At 71.2% G+C, this 19,649-nt stretch carries 13 protein-coding genes and 3 pseudogenes; 11 read left to right on the forward strand and 5 right to left on the reverse strand.

Going from position 1 to position 19,649, the window contains the following annotated elements:
- Positions 1–323: 323 nt before the first annotated feature.
- Together WT16_RS23350 and WT16_RS23355 are read left to right on the forward strand one after the other, a co-directional pair.
- The gene (locus WT16_RS23350) at positions 324–1,451 is read left to right on the forward strand and encodes a DUF6670 family protein (protein ID WP_063534326.1); all 1,128 of its coding nucleotides are present in this window, start codon (positions 324–326) and stop codon (positions 1,449–1,451) included.
- Between the two features lie 258 nt (positions 1,452–1,709).
- Entirely contained in the window at positions 1,710–2,150 is a 441-nt protein-coding gene (locus WT16_RS23355) for an SRPBCC family protein (RefSeq protein ID WP_006028277.1), read from the forward strand.
- A 58-nt stretch (positions 2,151–2,208) separates the two neighbouring features.
- Here the strand turns inward: WT16_RS23355 and WT16_RS32530 are convergent.
- A pseudogene (locus WT16_RS32530) lies at positions 2,209–2,496 on the reverse strand (SRPBCC family protein); the annotation flags it as partial.
- Between the two features lie 33 nt (positions 2,497–2,529).
- Here WT16_RS32530 and WT16_RS23360 point away from each other — a divergent pair.
- Together WT16_RS23360 and WT16_RS35700 are read left to right on the forward strand one after the other, a co-directional pair.
- A complete protein-coding gene (locus tag WT16_RS23360) occupies positions 2,530–3,465 on the forward strand; it encodes a LysR substrate-binding domain-containing protein (protein WP_006028278.1) in 936 nt (311 codons plus the stop codon).
- 145 nt (positions 3,466–3,610) lie between these two features.
- Positions 3,611–4,324: pseudogene (locus tag WT16_RS35700) on the forward strand (GMC oxidoreductase).
- Between the two features lie 68 nt (positions 4,325–4,392).
- Here the strand turns inward: WT16_RS35700 and WT16_RS23370 are convergent.
- Together WT16_RS23370 and WT16_RS23375 are read right to left on the reverse strand one after the other, a co-directional pair.
- Positions 4,393–6,666 carry an FAD-dependent oxidoreductase gene (locus WT16_RS23370; protein WP_059934488.1) on the reverse strand — a complete coding sequence of 758 codons (2,274 nt, stop codon included), beginning with the start codon at positions 6,664–6,666 and terminating at the stop codon, positions 4,393–4,395.
- 87 nt (positions 6,667–6,753) lie between these two features.
- Positions 6,754–7,149, reverse strand: coding sequence for a TraR/DksA C4-type zinc finger protein (locus tag WT16_RS23375; RefSeq protein WP_063534948.1), 396 nt, complete (start codon positions 7,147–7,149; stop codon positions 6,754–6,756).
- Positions 7,150–7,747: 598 nt separating this feature from the next.
- Here WT16_RS23375 and phaZ point away from each other — a divergent pair.
- The 5 genes from phaZ to WT16_RS23400 all read left to right on the forward strand — a co-directional run bounded on the left by phaZ (position 7,748) and on the right by WT16_RS23400 (position 15,957).
- A complete protein-coding gene (phaZ, locus tag WT16_RS23380; RefSeq protein WP_059934490.1) occupies positions 7,748–9,019 on the forward strand; it encodes a polyhydroxyalkanoate depolymerase in 1,272 nt (423 codons plus the stop codon).
- 42 nt (positions 9,020–9,061) lie between these two features.
- Complete coding sequence (locus WT16_RS23385) at positions 9,062–10,903, forward strand: ribonucleotide reductase N-terminal alpha domain-containing protein (RefSeq protein WP_063534328.1); 1,842 nt, start codon at positions 9,062–9,064, stop codon at positions 10,901–10,903.
- A gap of 92 nt (positions 10,904–10,995) precedes the next feature.
- The gene (locus tag WT16_RS23390) at positions 10,996–12,798 is read left to right on the forward strand and encodes a bifunctional aminoglycoside phosphotransferase/ATP-binding protein (protein ID WP_063534329.1); all 1,803 of its coding nucleotides are present in this window, start codon (positions 10,996–10,998) and stop codon (positions 12,796–12,798) included.
- A 268-nt stretch (positions 12,799–13,066) separates the two neighbouring features.
- A complete protein-coding gene (locus tag WT16_RS23395; protein WP_063534330.1) occupies positions 13,067–14,098 on the forward strand; it encodes a nitroreductase family protein in 1,032 nt (343 codons plus the stop codon).
- On the forward strand, positions 14,095–15,957 hold the full coding sequence (locus WT16_RS23400; protein ID WP_063534331.1) for a SulP family inorganic anion transporter: 1,863 nt from the start codon (positions 14,095–14,097) through the stop codon (positions 15,955–15,957). The genes WT16_RS23395 and WT16_RS23400 overlap by 4 nt, the downstream gene beginning before the upstream one ends.
- A gap of 238 nt (positions 15,958–16,195) precedes the next feature.
- Here WT16_RS23400 and WT16_RS23405 read toward each other — a convergent pair whose 3' ends face one another.
- The gene (locus WT16_RS23405; protein WP_006028287.1) at positions 16,196–16,645 is read right to left on the reverse strand and encodes a CBS domain-containing protein; all 450 of its coding nucleotides are present in this window, start codon (positions 16,643–16,645) and stop codon (positions 16,196–16,198) included.
- Between the two features lie 305 nt (positions 16,646–16,950).
- Here WT16_RS23405 and WT16_RS23410 point away from each other — a divergent pair, with 305 nt between their 5' ends.
- Positions 16,951–17,604, forward strand: coding sequence for a nitroreductase family protein (locus WT16_RS23410; protein ID WP_009916101.1), 654 nt, complete (start codon positions 16,951–16,953; stop codon positions 17,602–17,604).
- 103 nt (positions 17,605–17,707) lie between these two features.
- Here WT16_RS23410 and WT16_RS23415 read toward each other — a convergent pair whose 3' ends face one another.
- Entirely contained in the window at positions 17,708–18,142 is a 435-nt protein-coding gene (locus tag WT16_RS23415; RefSeq protein WP_009916102.1) for an Hsp20/alpha crystallin family protein, read from the reverse strand.
- Between the two features lie 897 nt (positions 18,143–19,039).
- Between WT16_RS23415 and WT16_RS35140 the strand changes: the two are divergent.
- A pseudogene (locus WT16_RS35140) lies at positions 19,040–19,540 on the forward strand (polysaccharide deacetylase family protein); the annotation flags it as partial.
- Positions 19,541–19,649: the final 109 nt, after the last annotated feature.

The raw sequence follows: 19,649 nt of genomic DNA on the forward strand, positions 1-19,649 counted from the left end.
GCGCGCCGTGCGCGATGCCCCCACTCTCGTCACGAGTTATGCGCTTGCGTCCGCCCGCCGACGCGGGGAAAACGGCGGCGCATCGCGATTCGAATATCGCTTATCACCACAATCAATTTCCGCGGTTTCGCGTTTCGTCCTAGACTCTCCAGAACGTTACATCGATTGATGTAATTATTGGCTGGGCGGCGCGCATTCCGTCTCGACCGTTCGCGCGAAGTCCGCTTCATTCACGACATGGAGACCGCCCGCGCGCGACATCATCTGGATTCCGAATCGTCACGACTTCGTCGCCTGCGGCGCGCCACCGACTGCTTTCGCTCATGAACTCGATCCTTGCCCCGGACAACGCGCCGCCCGCCTGCGCGACGCGCACGAACCCGCTGATGTCGGCGCTCGCGCGCATCGTCGTCACCGCGCTGCTGCCGAGAATCGACCGCGCGGCCGATGCGTCGACGCGTCCGTTCGTCACGCCGGACATGCTCGTGCCGCACGTGCGCGACAAGCGCTACGGGCTCACGCATTACGGCATCTTCTTTCCCGAGTTGCCGGAACCGCACCGGTACTGCAACGTGATGACGCTGCTCGGCGCGACGGGCAGCGTCGCGTTCGACAATGACTACCTGACCGACGGCGATCCGCGCGACGTCGCGACGGTGCTGTCGTCAACGGCCGCCGACGGCGCGCATCACTATCGCGCGTATTCGATCGCGCGCGAATGCGCGGTACGGCGCGCGGACACGGTCGTCGCGTTCGGCGGCGACCTGACGATCGCGGGCGCGTACCCGCGCTACACGGTGAAGGCCGACTACGCGCACTTCGGCCTCGACGTCGCGATCGACTGCACCGACATCGTCTCGTGGTTCGTCCGCAACGTCGCATACGACCACCTGAGCCTGCTCGCGACGTGCTCGGGCACGATCCGCCACGGCGGCCGCACGATGCCGGTCGACACGCTGTGCACGTTCGAATACGCACGGATGACGACGCCGCAAGCGTGGTTCGCGAAGCCGCTCGGCGAGCGCTGGAAGCTGCCGCTCGATTTCTTCACGTACCAGATCGTGAACCTCGGCGAAGGCGTCCAGTTGCTGCTGACCGAAGTCCGCGTGCTCGGCGAAAAGGCGTTCAAGGGCATCCATCTGCGCGCGCTCGACGGCGCAGCCGAGTTCCACGAGCGCGGCGTCGCGTTCGTCGTCGACGAATACGGGCCGGAGCTTGCGAACGCGCCGGACGGCCGGCGCATGCGGCTGCCACAACGGCTGTCGTGGACCGCGCGCGACGGCGCGGGCCGGCCGTGGCTCGAACTGCGCGGCACGATCGACAGCCCCTGGCGCTTCGGCCATGGGCGCGGGTATGTCGCGAGCTATCGCTTCGACGGCTTCACCAAAGGCCGCGCATACAGCGGCCGCGGCTACATCGAGTACGTCGATTGCGAGGTGCCGCGGCGCTGACGGTTCGCTTCATTGTTGCTTTCCGTCGCTTCCCGTCGTCTCCGTCGCGCGACGCTCGTCCGCGACTCGGCCCCGCATCCGCACGGCGATGCGCGGCGATCGTCCCGATTGACGATTACATTGATCGATGTCATTGTCATTGCGTGTGCGACGAGACCGGCTGCCGTGGCGCACCGCAGCATCGGCCGGCGCGCAGCCGGGCGATGCCCTGCTCGATTGCGCACCGGCCGCCCTCCACCCTCGAAACGCGAGCTTCATATGAAACAGCAACGCATAGAAATCGCCGAAGAGTTCGACGCCCCGGTTCAGCAGGTCTTCCGCTTCTTCAGCGAGCACGAGAATCTCAAGTCGATCTTCTCGCCCGCGAAAATCCGCCGGATCAGCGACGGCGAGCCCGCGCGCAACGGCGTCGGCTCGGCGCGCGAGATGCGCGTGCCGGGTGCGCCGCCGTTCGTCGAGACGGTGACCGCTTATCAGGAAAACGAACGGATCGAATACCGGATCACGCGCGGCAGCCCGCTGCGCGACCATCTCGGCGTGATGCGCTTCGTTCCGATCGACGAGCGCCGCACGTATTTTCATTACGTGATCACGTTCGAGGGCAAGGTGCCGTTCGTCGCGCCGCTCGTCCGGCACGTGCTCGAGGGCAGCATTCGCCGCGGGCTCGGGAAAGTGGCGACGCGGCGGCTCTGGGCGTGAGCGCGCGGAAAGCGGCGACAGGCGCACCGTGAAGCGCGAAGCATGCGTTCGATACGCATGCGTCGCGGGGCGCGGCTTCGAGCCGCCGCTTCAGCAGCGTCAGCGAATGCGCGGACTCGCGTTCGACGCGCCTGCGCATCACGAGCGCGTTCGCGAGCCGCAGCAGCGGGCTCGGCGAATGGTAGTGCAGCGTGCTGCGGACGAAACGCGTTCCGTGCGCGCCGGAGCGACACTCGTAGGTCGGCAGGATGCTCAGGCTGCCGGCCGCGTTCGCGGCGCGCGCCTGCCACGGCGCGCCGGGCTCGTTGCGCACGACGTCCCGGCGCAGATGGTCGACGCGCCCCGCGCGCGGCATGCAACCCTTCCGGAGCGCCACCGAATGATCCAGAATCTGCGACAGCTCGACCTGAACCTGCTGCTCGTGTTCGACGCGCTGATGCAGGAGCAGAACCTGTCGCGCGCCGCGGTGCGCCTGCACATGAGCCAGCCGGCCGTCAGCAATGCGCTGACGCGGCTGCGCCAGCAGCTCGGCGAGTCGCTCTTCACGCGCACCGCGCGCGGCATGACGCCCACCGCACAGGCGCGCGCGCTGTACGAGCCGGTGCGTCAGGCGCTGTATCTGCTGCAGATCGGGCTTGGCCCGCAAGCCGATTTCGAACCCGACACGCATCATCTGTTCAAGCTGTCGATGAACGATTACGGGCAAACGGTGCTGCTGCCCGATCTGCTCGCGCACATCAAGTCGCGCGCGCCGAACGTGATGCTCTCGGTGCAGAGCGACGACGCCGGCTCGATTCCCGCACAACTGACGACGGGCACGCTCGATCTCGCGATCGACTATCTGCATTTCGACAATCCCGAGCTCTGCTACGAGCCGCTGCACGAGGAGCATCTCGTCGTGATCGGGCGCGCCGGCCATCCGGCGTTCGCCGGCGGGCTCGCGCTGCGCGGTTACGAGGAAAGCGGGCACGTGTCGATCCAGCCGCGCGACAGGCGCGGCTCGCCGCTCGAGATCGTGCTCGGCTCCGCGCGCGTGCGGCGCGTCGTGCATCTGCAGGTGCCGCACTATCTGACGATTCCCGCGCTCGTCGCGAAATCGGACCTGCTCGGCACGATCCCGCGCCGGCTCGCCGAGCGGTTCGCCGATGTCCATGCGTTGCAGATCGCGCCGCTGCCGATCGACATCGCGCCGATCCAGGTGAGCCTCATCTGGCATCGGCAGCAGGACGCTCAGCCCGGCCTGCGCTGGCTGCGCGAGCAGATCGTCGTCACGCATCGCGCGATCGTCGAGTGCGCCGAGCACGCGCCGGCGTGACGCGCGTTCGCGATGAATCAGGAACCGCGCAAGCATCGCGGCCGTGCATCGCGCAGGCGCTGAGAGCTCCGCCGGCCGCTGTTTGAATCGCCGCGCAAACGAGCGGGAAATCAACGCGCTATCGCGCGCACCGCGTTTCGAATCGATGCTCGGCGCAAGGCGCTCGACACCGCGGGGTTCGCGCGGGAATACGCGGATCGGATCGGTGTGCGCGCGTCGTGCGCCGCATCGCGCGACAGCAGGAAAACAGGGAGACGAACCCGCTCGCGCACCGTCGCGCACGCCGGCCGGTTCGAACCATCAAAAAGGTGAACCGAATGAAGCAGCAGTCCTGCGATTACGACTATGTCGTGATCGGCTCCGGCTTTGGCGGCAGCGTATCGGCGCCGAGAAGAGCTTTTATCCGACCGAGGTCGGCGTGTTCTTCGGCGACGACGCCGACGCGCCCGGCACGCGCCATGCCGATCCGTACTTCGGCGGCGCGTGCCCCGAGCGCACGTCGTGCGTCGGCTGCGGCGGCTGCATGGTCGGCTGCCGCCACGTCTGGCCGTTCTCGAAGCAGCTCGCGACATCCGGCGCGAAGATCCCCGCGTACATTCCGGCCGCGAACGACTTCGCGCGGAAGGCGGCGCGCGCGCTCGGCGGCGCGGAGATGGCGCGCGACGGCGTGTGCGACGGCTGCAGCCGCGTGTTCGGCTACCGGAACATGTACGTCTGCGACGGCTCGGTGCTCGGCGCGAATCTCGGGGTCAACCCGAGTCTCACGATCACCGCGCTCGCCGAACATGCGATGAGCCACGTGCCCGCGGCGGGCGAGCAGCAGTGGGACAGCGCCGGGGAGGAACGCGCCGCGGCGTGAGCGAGGGCGCGTGCGGGGCGACGCGAGCGCCTCGCGCGCGTCACACGTCACACGTCACACGTCAAACGTCACGCTCCGCGATGCGCGCGCCGGCGCTGCGCGCGGCCGTTCGCGAGCGCGGCGAGTGCCGCGTCGTAGCCCTGCTTCTGCAATTGCGCGATCGCGTCCGACGAAAAATCGTAATCCTCGATGAACGACAGCCGCCCGTCCCGGTTCAGCGTGATCCGCTCGATGTCGATCGCCGCGCGATTGCCCATCAGCCGGATGTAGAGCGGCTGCTGACGGATCTCGTTCGCGGCCGGCGCGTCGACGTGCGCGAGGATGCCGTCGACGAGATCGCGAAAATCGCTCGCGTATTCCTCGAAGCGCAGATCGTTGCGAACGCGGTCCATGTACGCGATTTCCTCGCGGCGCAGCATCACTTCGACGAGGTTCGTCGGCAGCATCTTCGTGCCCGAGAACAGATCGACGATGAACACGCGTCCGCCGATCTGCCCGCACCGCGCGATCACGAGATCGAGCGGCGAGTTGCTGACGACGCCACCGTCCCAGTATGGCCGGCCGTCGACGACGGTCCACGGCATTCCCGGCGGCAGGCTGCCGCTCGCGAGCAGATGCGTGGGGCTCAGGCGATCGACGTAGCTGTCGAAGATGCGCGGCTCGCCCGTCTCCACGTCGACCGCGGCGATCAAGAGGCGCGTCGGGCTCATGCCGAGCGAATCGAAATCGACGTAGCGCTCGATCAGCTTCTCGATCGACGACGCGTCGAAGAAGCTCGTCCATTTCGCGCGAAGCCGATCGGCGTCGAAGCCGAGCCGCGACCATTGCGGCTTCAGGAAATTCGGCACGCCGAACGACAGCACATACGTCGACAGCCACGCCTGATGCCACTGCGAGCCGTGCGGCAGCGGCAGCGCGATCGACATGTCGCGCCAGAACGCTTCGAGCGCCTTCGACGCGCCCGTCGGGTGGCTCGCGACGATCGCGCCGTTGAACGCGCCGATCGACACCGCGGAGATCACGTCGGGCCGCACGCCGTGCTGCTCGAGCGCCTTGATCGCACCGCACTCGAACGCGCCGAGCGCGCCGCCGCCCTGCAGGATCAGGATCGTCTGCACCGGCAGCCTGTCGAGCGCAAAGTTCGGATCGCTCAGTTTCGACTTCTGCGCGGCGACGTTCACGTGCAGCCGGATCGCATCGTTCAGCGCGGCGATCTCGCCGGCCGGCCGGTCGATCGTGAACGCGGCGCGCAGCACGTCGTCGGCGAGATAGAGCAGCGTGTACGAGGAATCCTCGAACGAGCCGCGCTCGATCGTCTCGGTCGCGCCGGCCGGATAGCCGAGCAGGTTGTACGACAGCCCGAACACGCTGCCGTAGAAAATCGACACGTCGCGATACGGCAGCCGGCGGCCGAGCATGTTGCGCGCGGCGATCCTGCCCTGCCGCACCGCGTTGTCCCAGTGCTCGATCCGCCGCCGCACGCCGAAAATCGGATCGCCGAAGTGCGCGACGTCGCCCGCCGCGAACACGTCCGGATCGGCTGTCTGCAGGAACGCGTCGACTTCGACCCCATCACCGAGCACGAGGCCGCTGCCGTCGAGCCAGCCGCAGTTCGGCGTGACGCCGACCGCCGCGACGAACAGATCGCACGGCCGCGTGCCGCCGTCGCTCGTCTCGACCGCCTCGACGCGCGCGTCGCCGAGCACGCGGCGCACCTCGCGGCTCGTCAGCACCTCGATGCCGCGGGCCTTGCAGAGCGCGTCGAAATGGCTCGCGAGCGCCGGCGCGCGCAGTGTCGGCATCACATCGGGCGCGTGCTCGACGAGCGTCACCTGCAGGCCGAGCGCCTGCAGCGTCGCGGCGATCTCGACGCCGAGAAAACCGCCGCCCAGCACCGTCGCGCGGCGCGCGTGCGCGCTCGCGTCCTTCAGCGCCTGCGCCTGCGCGACCGTGTGCAGCACGTGCACGCCGTCGAGCCCGATGCCGGGCAGCTCGGGCACCTTCGCGCTCGCGCCCGTCGCGATCAGCAGCTTGTGGTAACGGTATGCGACGCCGTTCGACGCGCGCACGATCCGCTTCGCGCGATCGAGGTGCTCGGCGCGCGCGTCGAGCACGATGTCGATGCGCTGCGACGCGTAGAACGCCGCGTCATGCAGCGTGATGCTCGCGGGCTGCGCGGCGCCCATCAGGAATTCCTGGCTGAGCGGCGGGCGCTGATACGGCAGCACGGGCTCGCCGCAGAGAATCGCGATGCTCGCCGACGCGTCCTCGCCGCGCAGCGTCCGCGCGGCGCTGACGCTCGCGATGCCGCCGCCGATGAGCAGATAGTCGAATTCACGCATCGGCGCCTCCCGTCGCCACGCCGCGCGCGGCGAACGCGGCGGGCTCGGCGCGCGTAGCGCGCGTGGTGTACGAACGGCCGGCGCCGCTCACAGCGACGGCCTCGGCTGCGTCGCGAACCGCCGCTCGTGCGCGCGCTGGCACGATGCGCAGCGCAACGCGGTCGGGCGCGCGAGCAGGCGCTCGTAGGCGATCGGCTGCCCGCAATCCGCGCAGAAGCCGTAGTCGCGCCGCGCGATCCGTTGCAGCGCCGCATCGACGTCGCGCAGCTCGGCGAGCTTCATGCCGATCAGCGCATGGCCGACGTCGACGAACAGATCCGCGTTCGCCTCGTCGCCTTCGTCGGGCGCGGGGCCCGCGAGGTTCGCATACGGCTCGTCGGCGCGCTGCCGCTCGCCTGCGCGCACGTCCGCCTGGAGCGCCTGCCTGCACGCGCGCAGCAGGGCGCCCAGAACCTGGAGTTGATGTTCGTCGAACGCTGCCATCGGGTCCTCCGCGTTTCGCGTTGCCGCATCGGGCCGTCGCGCGGTGCGCGGCGACGGCGGGGCGATGCGTGCCGTGTTGCCTGCCGGGTTTGCCTTGAAGCTGCGATTTCCGCTTCGCCGCGCGGGCGCGTGTCCGGGCGACCGGCGGCGATCCGTTTCCGTTTCTCTTCCGTTTCCGCGCGCGCCGCCCTCCGCGCGAAGCGCGTTCACGCCACGATGCCACCGCGGTCGCGCCGCTGCAACGCCCTGCGTCGAACGATCGCGCGTCGGAGACCGCCGCCGTCATCGCGCCCCGCCGCCGGAACGCTCGGCTGCCGGGGCGCCCGGCCGCGATCTGCTTGACTATCGTCAATGACCCGCCGCACGCGGCTTTTAATCTGGCGATGCGGCGCTCGCCGGCCTATGCTGTCCCAATCCGATGCGCGTCGGACGCGCAGCGCCGCGGCCAAGCGCATCCGCGCCCGCCCGCCGTCTCCGGCACGCTTTGCGAAGGCGGCCGCTTCGGTGCCGGAAGCGCCCCAGCCGCTTGTCTCTCCGCGCCCGCGCGCGCCGCGACGGCCGCGGCAGTGTGTCCCCGTACCGCCAGCAAGGAGGTTCGATGCTGTACGCGTGGCTCGAAGCGCAACGTGAATTCTTCCGCGCATGCCAGCCGTGGGCGGGCGCCGCGCAGCACGCGAGCGCGAGCGCGCGCCCGGCCGGCTGGCCGACATGGGGCCCGATGGCGCGCGCGGCCGATGCGGTCCCCGCGCCGCCGCCGTTCGCGATCGCATCGGTCGCGATCGACGGCGCGGCCGTCCCGGTCGACGAATGCATCGTCGACGACACGCCGTTCTGCGCGCTGCGCAAGTTCTCCCGCCGGCTCGACGGCGGCGCGGCCGCGCGCTCCGCGGTCTTTCTGTGCACGCCGCTCGCCGGCCACCATGCGGTGATGCTGCGCGAGACCGTCGAGACGATGCTCGCGACGCGTGACGTCTACGTGACCGACTGGCGCAACGCTCGCGACGTCCCGCCCGACGCGGGCGCGTTCGGCCTCGACGACTACGTGTGCACGCTCGAGCACTTCATCGCCGGCGCGGACGAGGGCAGGCTGCACGTGATGGCGGTCTGCCAGGCGACGGTGCCCGCGCTCGCGGCCGCCGCGCTGCTTGCGGCGCGCGGCGTCCACGTCGCGAGCGTCGCGCTGCTCGGCGGCCCGATCGACACGCGCTCGCACCCGACGCTCGTCGACCGCTTCGCGCTCGAACACGACCTCGACTGGTTCCGCCGCGCGGCGATCGACGTCGTGCCGCCGCCGTATGCGGGCGCGGGGCGGCGCGTCTATCCGGGCTTCATCCAGCACGCGGCGATCGTCGTGGCGCATCCGCAGCGGCGCGTGTCGCTCGAAAGCCGCTACTGGGCCGCGTGGATGACGGGCGATCTCGCGTCCGCCGCGCGCTGCCTGCGCGAGATGAACGAATATGGCGCGGTGCTCGACATGACCGAGCGTTATTTCCTCGACACGATCCGCGTGATCTTTCACGAGCGGCTGCTCGCGCAAGGCCGCTGGTCGATCGGCTGCCGCCGCGTCGCGCCGGAGCAGCTCACGCGCACTGCGCTCTGCACAATCGAAGGCGGCCGCGACGACATCGCTGGCACCGGCCAGACGCACGCCGCGCATGAGCTGTGCAACGCGGTGCCCGACGCCGCGCGCGAACGGATCACCGAGCCGGACTGCGATCACTACGACCTCTTTCTCGGCCCGCACTGGCGGCGCTCGATCCATCCGGCGCTCGACGCGTTCTGGGCGCGCGCGGAAGCGGCGCGGCGCGCGGCCAGCGAGCCGCCGCGCGGCGCGCAGAGCGTCGAGCCCGAGCACCGAATCACGCATTGAGCCGCGCGGCGAACCACCGCGCGCGGCGCGCGCGCACGCCGCTTGCGGACGATCAACAAACGCACGCGCATCGGTCGCCACGCCGATTCGTTCGTCCGCATGATCGGCATCATGGACGACCAACCGATCTGCGACGCCGTATTCGCCGACCGCTACGCGCTGCCGGGCGAGAACTCGCGTGCCCAGGCGTGCGCGCGGGTCGCTCGCGCGCTCGCGCTCGCGGAGCCGGCGGCGACGCGCTCGAGCGCCGCGCGGCGCTTCTACCGGAACCTGCTGAACGGCGCGCTCGGCGCGGGCCGCATCATGGCGCGCGCGGGCGCCGCGCCGGACCAGACGATGGCGAGCTGCTTCGTGCATCCGATCCGCGCGCCCGCCGCGCTCACGCGCTTTCAACCGAACCTCGACGAGGCGCTCGACGAAGCGCGCCTCGCGCTCGCGATGGGCGCCGACCTCGGCTACGACTTCTCGGACATCCCGCCCGCTGGCGCGCGGCCCGACGCGGACCAGCCGACGTCGCCCGGCGTGCGCGCGGCGCTCGACCGGTTCGATCGCATCGGCGCGCAGGCGGGCGAGCGCGACGGCCGCCACCGCGCGCAGCTCGCGGTGCTGCGCTGCGACCATCCGGATCTGTCCGCATTCGCCACAGCGAAGTGCGGTCGCGAGCGCGGGCATGCGCGCCGGACAACGCTCGAGCTCGCGGTGGCCGTCACCGACGCGTTCATGCAGGCGGTCGAGCAGGATCTGCCGTGGGCGCTGCGGCACCCCGCGCCGCCGCGCGACGCGGCGAGCGGCGCGCTGCCCGCCGCAGACGGCGCATGGACGTATGCGAGCGTGCCCGCGCGCAATTTGTGGCGCGAGATCGTAGCGGCCGCGCGCGACGGCGCGGGGCCCGGCCTCGTGTTCGTCGACGCGATCGACGCCGCCGATCCGCTGCGCGGCCGCGAGCGAATCGACGCGACGAGCCCGTGCGGCGCGCAACCGCTGCCGCCGTACGGCAGCGCGATGCTGGGCGCGGTCGACCTGTCGCGCTTCGTGCGCAATCCGTTCGGCGCCGGCGGCGAGCCGCGCTTCGATTTCGCCGCGTTCGACGCGGCCGTGCGCGTCGAGGTGCGCCTGCTCGACAACGCGCTCGACATCGCACGCTGGCCGCTCGCCGCGCACGCGCGCGAGTCGTACCAGAAGCGGCGGATCGGCGTCGGCGTGACGGGGCTCGCGGACATGCTCGCGATGATGCGGCTGCGCTACGATTCGCCGGCCGCGCGCGAGATGGCGCGCTACATCGCGTCCGACCTGCGCAATCTCGCGTATTCGGCATCAGCCGAACTCGCCGCCGAGCGCGGCGCGTATCCGCTGTGCGACCGCCATGCGCATCTCGACGCGCTGCGCGCGGGGCCGCCGCTGCCGCATGCGGTCTGCCACGCGATCGAGCGCGACGGGCTGCGCAACAGCCATCTGACGTCGTTCGCGCCCACCGTCGGCGTGAGCCTCGCGTTCGGCGACAACTGCTCGCCCGGCATCGAGCCGGCGCGCGCGTGGATCGAGCACCGGACGGTGCGCGCAGGCGCGGCCGGCGCGCCGGGGATGCGCGCGGAGAACCACGCGCACCGGCTGTTCCGGTCGCTGCGCGGCGAGCGCGTCGCGCTGCCGGAGTATTTCGCGACCGAAGCGGACATCGCGCCGGGCGACCGCCTCGCGATGCGCGCGGCGCTGCAGCCATGCGTCGACGCGGGGATCGGGAATACGCTGACCTTGGCAAGCCATTACTCGCTCGAGGAGGTCAACGCATTGCTGTTCGCCGCGTGGCGCGCGAAACTGAAGAGCGTCGCGATACGGCGAACGGATCTCGCGCGCGACGCGCAATCGGGCGACGGCGACCGCGCTTAGGGTCTGTTCACGCTGATGACGACCTGGCGCAGCGCTCGGCGCGCGCGGGCGCTTGACCCACGTCAAGCCGACGCCCGGCACAATCGGGTCGAATGACGACGGGCGCGATCGCGGCGCGGCGGTCTCCACACTGCGGCAGCCGCGCGGCAGGCAGCGCCCCATCCCGCGCGACCACGATCCCCGGAGGTGACGAGATGCGCCGTTCGCGCCAGCCGAAGCCCGCGAAATCCGCCGACTTGCCGAGCCGCGCACGCGGCGCCGCGCGCACGACCGCCATCCGCGGCAACGGCCCGCGGCGGCGCGCCGTGCGCGAACGCGCGGCGCGCCGCCTGTCGCGCGAAATCGACGCGACGCTGCGCCGGGCGGCGACGTATCCGCATCCGGCCGGACGCATCGTGCGCATCGAAACGCACATCTCCGTCGTCTATCTCGTCGGACGCTTCGCATACAAGCGCCTGAAGCCGTTCGACTTCGGCTTCGCGAACTTCGGCGACCTCGCCGCGCGCCGCCGCGCGTGCGAAGCGGAGCTCACGCTGAACCGCCCGCTCGCCGCGCCGATCTATCTCGCGACCGGCCCGGTCGCGCGTCGCACGCGCGGCCTGCGCCTGTTCGGCGCGGGCGCCGCCGTCGATCACGTCGTCCGGATGCGCCGCTTCGACGAGCGGATGCTGTTCTCCCGGCTGCTCGCGCGCGGCGCGCTCGGCGCGGCGGACATCGACGCCGCCGCGACGCGCCTCGCCGCGTACCATCTGCACGCGCCGCGCGACGTCCCCCGGCGCGCGTACGGCAGCGCGCACGAGCTGCGCAAGCAGATCAACGACGTGTTCGCGCCGCTCGAACGCGCGCTCGGCGCGGCGTTGCCGGCGGCGCTGCGCGCGTGGTGCGGGCGGCGCTGCGACGAACTCGCCGTGCATCTCGACGCACGGCGGGCCGACGGCTACGTCCGCGCGTGCCACGGCGACCTGCATCTGAACAACGTCGTGAAACGCGGCCGGCACGCGCTGATGTTCGACTGCATCGATTTCGACGACGCGCTGCGCTGGATCGACGTGATCAACGATCTGTCTTTTCTGCTGATGGATCTGCGCGCGCACGATCGCGCCGATCTCGCGCACCGGCTGCTGAACCGCTGGCTCGACGAGACGGGCGATTTCGCGGGTCTCGCCGCGCTGCCGCTGTACGTCGCGTATCGCGCGCTCGTGCGGGCGCTCGTCGCGACGATGCGCGCGGGCGGCGGCGGCGCGGCGCGCGCCGAGCTCGCGCGCCAATACGTCGACGTCGCCGCGCACGCGGCCCGCGCGCGCCGCCCATGCCTGCTGCTGTGCCACGGCTATTCGGGTTCGGGCAAATCGGTCGCGAGCCGCGCGCTCGCCGACGTGTCCGGCGCGATCCGGCTGTCGAGCGACAGCGAGCGCAAGCGCGCGCGGCCGTTCGCGGCGGTCGACGCGCGGCCGCTTCCCGCGGCCGCGTACACGCCGCAGCAGATCGACGCGCAATACGCGCGCCTGCGCGCGCTCGCGCGCGACGTGCTGCGCGCCGGCTACACGGCGCTCGTCGATGCGACGTTTCTCTCGCATGCGCGCCGCGCGCGTTTCGTCGCGCTCGCGCGCGAAACCGGCGTGCCCGTGTTCATTCTCGATTTCCATGCGAGCCGCGCATGCCTCGAACGACGCGTCGATGCGCGCGCCGCCGCGCAGAACGATCGCTCGGACGCGGGCGCGGCCGTGCTTGCGGCGCAACTCGCGACCGCCGATCCGCTCGACGCCGGCGAACGCGCGCGCGCGATCGGCTTCGATACCGACGTGCCGCTCGCGACGATCTGGTCGGCCGGATATTGGCGGGCGGTGCTCGACGCGCTCGACGCCGCAAGTGCGGACACATCCGCAATGGGCTGACGCCGCAGCGCGCCGCGCACGCGCGAACACATCGCGCCGCTGCCGCGCATCGCGTGCCCATCTGCCCGCACTGCAACGGCGAAGAGCGCTCCGCCCCGAACCGAATACCCGCTCGCCCCCCGCCCATTCGCCGTTGATCTGGGTCAAGCCCCGCGCGACAGCCGCTCCATAGACTGAAATCGACGCTGCGCAGCCCGCATCGCCCCCGAATCCCGGCGCGTCGTCCCCGCCCGCACGCGAACGCGCCTCCCGACAGGAGACCCGCAACATGGAAACATCCCCGCTCCAGACGACGCCGCACGAAGCCATCCCGCCATTCGATCCGTCGGCGAGCGTCGAGGACAAGCTGCGCCTCGCGATCCACTACGCGACACTCGCGCCGTCGAGCCACAACACGCAGCCGTGGCGCTTCATTCTCGGCGACGCGTCGGTGATGCTGTGCGCGGACCGGCTGCGCGCGCTGTCCGTCGTCGATCCGTACGATCGCGAGCTCGTCATCAGTTGCGGCGCGGCGCTCCTCAACCTGCGCGTCGCGCTGAGCCGCTTCGGTTTCGCGTACACGATCGACATGTTCCCGTCGACGTCGGACCCCGACGTGATCGCGCTCGTGCGGCTCGATCCGCACGGCTACCACGACGAGAGCCTCGTGCCGCTGTTCGATGCGATCGTCGAGCGCGTGACGACCCGCATGCCCTACGCGAACGAAGCGGTGCCGTGCGAAGTCCAGCGCGCGCTCGTCGCCGCCGGCGCGGCCGAGGGCGCGGAGATCGCCTGCGTCGACGCGCCCGACGCGCGCAACGAGATCGCCGAGCTGATCGCCGACGCCGACCGCCTGCAATTCGCCGATCCGCGCTTTCGCCGCGAGCTCGCGAACTGGGTGCATCCGCGCCGCCAGAACGACGGGATGCCCGCGTTCGCCGCCGGCGTGCCCGCGCTGCTCGACTTCGCGACGCCCGTCGTCGCGTCGGCGATCCGCACGTTCGATCTCGGCGGCGGCCTGGCGGCGATGCATCACAAGCTCGTCGACGGCTCGCCGCTCATCGTCGGCATCTCGACCGCGAGCGACGATCACGACGCCTGGGTCGCGGCCGGCCAGGCGCTCGAACGCGTGCTGCTCGTCGCGACGGCCGCCGGGCTCACCGCGTCGTATCTGAATCAGCCGATCGAGATCGCCGCGCTGCGCGAAAGGCTGCGCCCGCTGCTGCACGTCGACGCGCACCCGCAACTGCTGCTGCGCGTCGGACGCGGCCCGGTCGTCGCGCACGCGCCGCGGCGCCCGATGATGGACGTCGTGTCTTGATCGAGCGGGAACGCGCCGCGCGCGGGCGGGACGCCGCGCGGCGCGGTGGCGATGAAGGCAGCGGCGGCGGCGAAGCGTGGCGGCGCTGGCTGCCGGGCGTCGCGGCGCTGCGCGCGTACCGGCGCGCATGGCTCGCGCGGGATCTGTACGCGGGCGTCGCGCTGACCGCGGTGCTGGTGCCCGTCGGCATGAGCTACGCACAGGCGGCCGGCCTGCCTGTCATCGCCGGCCTGAACGCGTCGATCGCCGCGCTTCTCGGCTACGCGATCTTCGGGCCGAGCCGGATTCTCGTGCTCGGCCCCGACTCGGCGCTCGCCGCGCTGATCGCCGGCGCGATCGCGCCGCTCGCGCACGGCGACCCCGCGCACGCGGTCGCGCTCTCCGCCGCGCTCGCGCTGATGTCCGGCGGCTTCTGCGTGCTCGCCGGCCTGCTGAAGTTCGGCTTCGTCACCGATCTGCTGTCCAAGCCGATTCAGTACGGCTATCTGAACGGGCTCGCGCTGACGCTGGTCGCGAGCCAGCTCCCGGGCCTGCTCGGCGCCGCGCCGCCCAGCGGCACGTGCATCGACGCGGTCGCGAGCATCGCCGCGACCGTCGCGCAAGGCCGCATCGACTTCGTGTCGCTCGCGCTCGGCGGCGGCTGCCTCGTCGGCATCGTGCTGCTGCGGCGCGTCGCGCCCGCGTGGCCCGGCATGCTGATCGCGGTCGCCGCCGCGTCGGCCGCCGCCGCTTGGCTCGGCGCGGCGCCGGAAGCGGCCGGCGCGAATGCGCATGTCGCAAACGCGCACGTCGCCTACGCGCATGTCGCAAACGCGCATGTCGCCTACGCGCACGTCGCCCTCGTCGGCTCGCTCGCCGGGACCCTGCCGCCGCTCGGCCTGCCGTCGATCTCGCTCGCCGACGCGAGCCGGCTCGTCGCCGGCGCGCTCGCGATCGCGATGGTGTCGGTCGCCGACATCAGCGTGCTGTCGCGCGTGTTCGCGCAGCACGACGGCAGCGAAGCCGATCGCAATCAGGAACTGATCGCGCTCGGCGCGGCGAACCTGCTCGCCGGCGTGCTGCGCGGCTGCGCGGTCAGCGGCAGCTCGTCGCGCACGCCCGTCGCGCTCGCGGCCGGCGCGCGCACGCAGTTGACAAGCGTCGTCGCGGCCGCCTGCATCGCGCTGCTGCTCGTCGCGCCGACGCTGCTCGCCCGCGTGCCGCTCCCGGCGCTCGCGGCCGTCGTCGTCTATGCGGCATACGGGCTCGTCGACGTGCGCGCGATCGTCCGGCTCTACCGCGTGCGCCGCGGCGAATGCGCGGTGTCGGTGCTGTGCTTCGCGGGCGTCGTGCTGCTCGGCGTCGTGCCGGGCATCCTGCTCGCGGTCGGGCTGTCGCTGCTGTCGTTCGTCTGGCGCGCGTGGCACCCGTACGACGCGGTGCTCGGCCACGTCGAGGGGATGCACGGCTATCACGACGTGTCGCGCCATCCGGACGCGCGGCGAATGCCGGGCCTCGTCGCGTTCCGCTGGGACGCGCCGCTGTTCCACGCGAACGCGGCGATCTTTCGCGATCACGTCCGCGACGCGATCGCCAAGGCCCGCGCGCCGGTGCGCTGCGTCGTGATCGCCGCCGAGCCGATCACCGACGTCGACGTCACCGCCGCCGACATGCTCGCGACGCTGCGCGACGAGCTCGCCGCGCGGCGGATCGCGCTGGTTTTCGCGGAAATGAAGGGGCCGGTGAAGGACCGGCTGCGCACGTACGGGCTCTTCGACAAGATCGGCGCCGACCACTTTTTCCCGACGGTGACGGACGCGATCGCGCACTTCGCGCAGATGCGCAAGGACGTGGCGACCGCGCGGCGGGCGCGGCGTTAGCGATGCTCCGGGTTCGAGCGGGCGAACGGGCGCGGCTCGAACGATCGAACGATCGCAATCGCTCGCAACGGCGGGCGTCGCATGCGGGTGCGCCGCGCCGATGCCGGTGCGTGCACGCATGCAATCGAATCGGCCACGCCGATAGCGTGAACCGCAATCAAAGCGACTGCGAAGCAGCGGCGACGCCGCCGCACGGCGCAGCGCGCTCTTGCTCTTGCCTTCGCCGCGCGCGCATCCGTCAATCCCGCGCCTTCTCCTCGAAGTGAACCTGGCGCCGCGAAATCGACGCGATCTCGTCGAACAGCCTCGCGGCGCTCGCCAGCAGGTCGTCGACGGACACCATCCCGACGAGCGCGCCGCCGGCGTTCACGACCGGCATCCGGCGCGCGCCCGTCAGCCGCATCCGCTGCGCGATCGTCCACAGGCTGTCGTGCTCGTGCACGACGACCGCCGGCGCGGACATGATCTCGCCGACGAACAGCGCGGCGGGATCGACTTCCTTCGCGATCAGCGACAGCACGATGTCGCGGTCGGTCAGCATGCCGACCGGCTCGTGCGCGCCCCCCACGTCGTCGACGACGATCAGGTCGCCGACATGGCGGTCGCGCATCAGGTGCGCGGCGTCGAGCACGGTGTCGGTGCGGCGGCACACGACGACGTCGCGGGTACAGATCTCGGCAGCGTTCACGATCGGCCTCCGTTCGTGAGCAGGGCGGGCGCAGCGTGCGCCACTGGAACAGCGCACGCGACAAGGCGCGGCGAAGCGCAACGATACCGGACGACGATCCAGAACGAAGCGCCCGCGCGAGCGCGTCACCCAGCGTCGCATGCGCGCCCCTTCGCCATTTGATGCACGTCAACGCAAGCGGCCCGCGCGCGCCGGCGCGCGACGCTTGATCGGGATCAGACCGGCGCGCCGCGCGCTCGCTATCGTTGACGAACGCACGCGCTCGCGCGGGTGCGGCGCGCCATTCCACTGCCCAGGAGACGGACATGAGCGAACCCGAACTGCTGACCTATCAACCAATCGCCGTGGCATTGCCCGCGCCCGCCGAAGACGAGGCGCCGGCGATCATCGATCTGCCGCAGCCCGATCTCGGCGCGGGCCTGCCGCTGATGGCCGCGCTGTCGCTGCGGGCGAGCACGCGCGAGTTCTCGTCCGCGGCGCTCGCGCCGACGACGCTCGGCGAGCTGCTGTGGGCCGCCGACGGCGTCAACCGCCCGGCGACGGGCGGCCGCACCGCGCCGTCCGCGCATGCGTTCAACGAGATCGACATCTATGTCGCGCTGCCCGACGGCGTCTATCGCTACGATGCGGCGCTGCACCGGCTGCTGCTGAAACGCTCGATCGATGCGCGCAACCTGACCGGCTATCAGGATTTCGTCGGCGCGGCGCCGCTCGATCTCGTCTACGTCGTGCAGACGTCTCGGCTGCTGCCGATGCCGAAGCCGCTGCGCGAGACGTTCTCGGCGGTGGCGGCGGGCGCGATCGCGCAGAACGTCGCGCTGTATTGCGCGTCGACGGGGCTCGGCTGCGTCGTGCGCGGCTGGATCAACCACCGGCTGCTCGCCGACGCGCTCAGCCTGAACGAGGACGAATTGCCGATCCTCGCGCAAACGGTCGGCAAGCCCGTGGCGCGTGCGTGACGGCGCGGGGCCGCAAGCGGACGCCGGCGACCGACAGCGCGCGACGGCACGCGCGCCGCCCCGCTTCACGGCGCGCCGCCTGCGCGGCGGCGCACACGCGAATCTAGCCGATCGTCAGCTTCTTCTTTTCCGACGTCGCCTTCTTCGGCAGCGTCAGCGACAGCACGCCGTCCTGATACTGCGCGCTCGCCGTGTCTCGATCGAGGTCGCTCGCGAGCGAGAAGGTTCGCGCGAACTCGCCCGAATAGCGCTCGCGCCGGATCACGCGCTCGCCTTCCTTCAGCTCCTTGTTCCGCTCGACCTTCGCGGCGATCGACACGGTGTTGCCTTCGATCTGCACGTTGATGTCGTTCTTGTCGACGCCCGGCAGCTCGGCCTTGACGACGTAGGCCTGGTCGTTTTCGGTCACGTCGATCTTCATCGACGCGAGCTTCTCTTCTTCGACGTCGGCGAAGCCGCGCAGCGGACGGAACAAGCCCTGGAACAGATCGGACACGGGCTCAAGCGAAAACGGGTCGTAACGCGTCACATTGCTCATTGCTCTCTCCTGGAATTCGCGGCCGCGCACGATGCGCGGCCTACGCCACGGACGGCACCCGGCGCGCGCCGGATGCCCGTCGATCGGTGATGCCGGTCCGGCTCGATACCGGCTGTCTTCAGCGTAGCGACGCAGGCCGGCCGGGCATTGACGTGAGTCAATCGGCGGCGATCGGGCGGCGGGCGCGAGCCAGGGCCTGTTCACGCGCCCGAAGCAAACTCGCGCGCCCGCCGCCCGACGCCCGCGCTACTCGGCCGATTCGAGCAGGCCCGGCACCAGCGCGCGGCACACCGCATGTCTGCGCGAGCTCGCGTCGAGCCTGCCGGGCCGGACGGCGCGCGGCGGGCGTTCTTGACTACGATCAACCGCCGCCCGTCAAACCGTAGCAGCATGGTCGACGCAGGACCGATCCCAGCGGGCCGCTCCGCGCTCATCCGTTGCAGCCGGTGCAGCGACAGTCGCGCCGACGCCCGGCTCCGCAAAGGTGAAGCTTTACGGGAGCCGATGACTACCGGCTCCGCACGGTGCGCGAGCGCGGCGGGCAACCATCGGCGGCGCGCGAAACCGGGGCGCGAATCGGCTTCGTCGCGTGGCTGCCCGGTGGCGGAAACCACACGCTCGCGCGCCGCGCACGAAAAAAACGCCCACCGCCCGCGCCATCGCGGCCGGTGGGCCCGAACACGTTTCGAACAACCGACGGAACTGCCCTTGCGACACTCACGCTCCTGGCTCACCCGATTCCGGCTCGCGGCGGCTGCCTGGTGTCTCGCATGGGCGGGCGTCGCGCCGCCCGCATTCGCCGGCGCGGATGCCCCCGCCACCGCGCCGCCCGCCGACGCGTCGCGCCCCGCGATCCTCGTCTACCACCGCTTCTCGACATCCGCGCCGCCCGATTCGATGACCGTGCGCGTCAGCACGTTCGACGCGCAGCTCGCGTTCCTGCGCGCGCACGGCTATGCGATCGTGCCGCTGCGCGACGTCGTCGCGTGGGCGGCGTCGCCATCCGCATCGCTGCCGGAAAAAGCAGTCGCGATCACCGTCGACGACGGCCACCGCTCGGTGTACGAACTGCTGCGCCCGATCGTGCTGCGCGAGCGCTTGCCCGTCACGCTGTTCATCTATCCGTCCGCGATCTCGAACGCGTCGTATGCGATGACGTGGGACGAGCTGCGCGCGTTGCGCAATACCGGCCGCTTCGACATCGAATCGCATACGTGGTGGCATCCGAACTTCCGCACCGAGCGGCGACGCCTCGCACCCGACGCGTTCCGCCGCTTCGCCGCGACCCAGTTCGCGCACGCGCGCGCGCTGCTCGAGCGCGAAGTCGGCGGCCCGGTCGATCTGCTCGCATGGCCGTTCGGCATCTACGACGACGAGCTGACTTCGCTCGCCGCACAGGCGGGCTACGTTGCAGGCTTCACGCTCGACGCGCGCAAGGTCCGCCGCGGCGACGCGCCGCTCGCGCTGCCGCGCTTTCTGATCGTCGACAGTTGCACGCCGGCCGTGC

Source organism: Burkholderia sp. MSMB1589WGS (assembly GCF_001636105.1).
Classification (GTDB): domain Bacteria; phylum Pseudomonadota; class Gammaproteobacteria; order Burkholderiales; family Burkholderiaceae; genus Burkholderia; species Burkholderia humptydooensis.